This window comes from Deltaproteobacteria bacterium (assembly GCA_016183175.1).
Classification (GTDB): domain Bacteria; phylum UBA10199; class UBA10199; order UBA10199; family SBBF01; genus JACPFC01.
Genome location: JACPFC010000054.1, coordinates 1 through 3,072, shown reverse-complemented (window position 1 = coordinate 3,072; position 3,072 = coordinate 1). Strand labels below are relative to the sequence as shown.

The 3,072-nt window shown below is 51.9% G+C and carries 3 protein-coding genes and 1 pseudogene (1 of these 4 only partly in view); 1 reads left to right on the top strand and 3 read right to left on the bottom strand.

The features are described 5' to 3' along the window. A pseudogene (locus HYU99_06230) lies at window positions 1-527 on the bottom strand (acetyl-CoA C-acetyltransferase) (it extends 638 nt beyond the left edge of the window). Window positions 528-630: 103 nt separating this feature from the next. Here HYU99_06230 and HYU99_06225 point away from each other — a divergent pair. Beyond that, the gene (locus HYU99_06225) at window positions 631-1,086 is read left to right on the top strand and encodes a type II secretion system protein (GenBank protein ID MBI2339945.1); all 456 of its coding nucleotides are present in this window, start codon (window positions 631-633) and stop codon (window positions 1,084-1,086) included. A gap of 2 nt (window positions 1,087-1,088) precedes the next feature. On the opposite strand, the gene HYU99_06220 is transcribed toward HYU99_06225, so the two are convergent. Both HYU99_06220 and HYU99_06215 read right to left on the bottom strand, forming a co-directional pair. Further along, complete coding sequence (locus HYU99_06220) at window positions 1,089-2,342, bottom strand: TRAP transporter large permease (GenBank protein MBI2339944.1); 1,254 nt, start codon at window positions 2,340-2,342, stop codon at window positions 1,089-1,091. Between the two features lie 52 nt (window positions 2,343-2,394). After that, the gene (locus HYU99_06215) at window positions 2,395-2,958 is read right to left on the bottom strand and encodes a TRAP transporter small permease (GenBank protein MBI2339943.1); all 564 of its coding nucleotides are present in this window, start codon (window positions 2,956-2,958) and stop codon (window positions 2,395-2,397) included. Between the last annotated feature and the right edge of the window lie 114 nt (window positions 2,959-3,072).

The following is a 3,072-nucleotide window of genomic DNA, read 5'->3' as shown; positions in this document are numbered from 1 at the left end:
TCCTGCATCTCACGCGTGATTTTGTATTCCTTGGCGCACATCTCGGCGCAACTTCCCATGTGGAGATTGTTGTAAGGGTCCCAGAGGCCGTCCTGGATCATCGTATCGACGATTTTTCCGTGGCCCATGCGAAAGCCGTTTCTCGCCTCGGGAAGAGCGTAAGGGGCATTGCTCATGCTCTCCATCCCCCCGGCAACGATGATTTCCTCCTCACCCGCCCGAATGATCTGATCGGCCAGCATCACGCTTTTCAAGCCGGAACCGCAGACCTTGCCGATGGTCAGGGCCCCCACCTCTTTCGGAAGGCCGGCCCCAAGCAAGGCCTGACGAGCCGGCGATTGCCCCACGGCGGAGGTCAACACACATCCCATAATGACCTCTTCCACCTGATCCGGCTTGATACCGGCCCGTTTGACCGCCTCTTTGATGGCGATCGACCCCAATTGCGGCGCGGTGAGCGAGGCAAGCGCCCCCTGAAAACTGCCGACAGGGGTCCGTGCCCCGCTGACGATAACGACTTCCTTCATAATTGATCCTCCTTAAGTAAATTACTCGGAGTCATGTAACAAATGACCCATGGGGTGTCAATGAACTTGCTTCTCGATTCCAATTCCCCTACAATCACCCACCGTGCATCACCGAGCATCCTTCGTCCATCGCTCCCAAAACGGTTTCACCGTCGGCGAATTCATCATGGTCATGGTGATTATCCTTCTTCTCTGTCTGGCGGCCATTCCGCAGTTTTTCGCCCTTCAACACAAAAATCGCGAAAAAAAGATGGAAAAAACCATTGCCGTCGTCCAGGCCGGCATTGCCGAGTGGCATTTCCGGAAACTTAAGGAAAACCTCGATGCCTATCCGCTGATTCTCGATGCCAATCCGGCCAATTCCCGTTGCGGGATATGTTTCGGCGAGGTGATGGACAAACCGCTACAGAACGATTTGTGGTTCAAAAAGTCGGATACGGAGTATTATTTTTCCCGTAATGGAAACGGGGAAAAACCGGAAGATTACCGGGAAAAGTACGATTTCAGAATTACCTACGATCCCGCCCTTGGATCATTTACGGCAACGCAGATTCAATAGCCTCATTTCACCTGCAAGACATCGACAAGAAACGTGGAGAACCACGGAACGTACGTGATGATTATCAGGCAGATGATCAGAATAATCAGATAGGGAATGGCGATCCGGTAGAGTTGGATAATCGACCGTCCGAACCGGAAGGAAGAAATAAAAAGGTTCAAACCGACCGGCGGCGTCAGATAGCCGATCTCCAGATTGGTGAGGAAAATGATGCCGAGGTGCACCGGATTGACACCGTACTTGTAGGCAATGGGGGTAATCAGCGGAACAACCACGATGGTTGCCGAAAAAATATCCATCAGGCAACCGACAATCAGAAGAAAAATATTCAGCAGAACCAGAAACATGATCTTGCTGCTGATGTACTGGCTCACCCATTCGAAAAGCTTCATCGGCACACGGGCATCGACCAGATAGTTGGTCATCCCCATGGCAACGCCCAGAATGATGAGAATACCACCGACCAAAAGCATCGATTCGCGGATAATCCGGGGGACATCCTTGAAGAGTTTTATGTCCCGGTAAATGAAAACCTCGACGATCAAAACATAAAAGGCCGTCACCGCCGCCGCCTCGCTGGCGGTGATGAAACCGCCGTAAATCCCCCCAAGGATGATGAATGGGAGCGGCGTCTCCCAGGTGAAGACGTTCTTTAAGACAAACGGAACCCGATGCACTCCCTTTTTGGAGCCGAAGTACATCCCGTAGAGGGAAAGCGCCGTCACCAGCACAATGCCGGGAATAATTCCGGCCAGGAAAAGCTTGTCGATGTTCACATTGGCGATCAGGCCGTAAAGAATGAGCGGAAGGCTTGGCGGAAAAAGAAGCCCCAAGCTTCCGCAGGAGGTGACAAGCCCCATGGCAAATTTGTCATCGTACTTCTCGCGCATCAGAATCGGGTACATCAGGCCCCCCAAGGCGATGATGGTCACTCCGCTGGCGCCGGTAAAGGCGGTGAAAAAGGCACATGAAAAAATCGTGACAATGGCCAACCCCCCAGGCATCCATCCCAAAACCGCCTGGGCGACATTCACCAGCCGCTTGGGGGTGCCGCTTTCGGCCATCAGATAGCCGGCAAAGGTAAAAAGCGGGATGGTAATCAGTGTGGGCGCCGAGGCCATCCGGTAGAATTCGATCATGATGGCCGAGGTATCAATATTCGCGTGAAAAAAGGAATAAAGGGCAATGGCGCCGAAGATGACGAAGAGCGGGGCGCCGAGAAGGGCGAAGGAGATGAGGGCTAATGTTGTGCTCATGATGGTACGGGCGAACGGCCACGAAGTGGTCCCTCGTTGGGGCCGTTCGCCCCTACTTTAATTTAATTTTCACCGATATATCCAACTCCTGATGTCCTTTCGCCCTGGCAACCGCCTTTTCTTTTCCGCCGAATTTCCAGAGAACCTCGATAAACTGCACGAAATAGGCATAGGTGATGATCGTAAAACCGATCGGCATAATGGTGATGAAATACCAGGTCGGCACCTTGGCAAACAAAATTGTCGCCGCCATCTTTTCATCCAGCATGAATTTATAGGCCGCCTTGGCCAAAAGGAAACAGACAACAATGCAGAAAAAACGGATAAAAAGGTCCACAATCGGCTTGGCCCTATCCGGCAGGATCTTTGCCAATGCATCAATCGAGATATGCCTTCCCTCCCGCGTCGAAAGGGTGGCGCCGAAGAAGGCGATCCACAGGACCAGATGACGGGCAAAGACATCCCCCCAATTGATCCCCGAGTCGAAAAAATTGCGCAAGACCACCTGCAGAAAGGCAAAAAAGAGGAGAGCAATCAGGGTGAGACCAAGAAAAAAGGTCTCGATTTTCACCAGAAGTTTGTTGAGGCCGAAAAGCCAATTCAAGGGATTTAGCATGTGAGCAGGTTAATTAACATCGTTTAGCAGTTTGTTGACAAAGGCCAATAGAACCCGAAATTGTCATTCCCGCGAAAGCGGGAATCCAGTCTTTTCGTACTGGTTCCCCATTTT

What these genes read in the sequence shown, in the direction of transcription:
- HYU99_06220 (MBI2339944.1), bottom strand. Translation starts at nt 2,342, where the DNA reads ATGAGCACAACATTAGCCCTCATCTCCTTCGCCCTTCTCGGCGCCCCG.
- HYU99_06215 (MBI2339943.1), bottom strand. Translation starts at nt 2,958, where the DNA reads ATGCTAAATCCCTTGAATTGGCTTTTCGGCCTCAACAAACTTCTGGTG.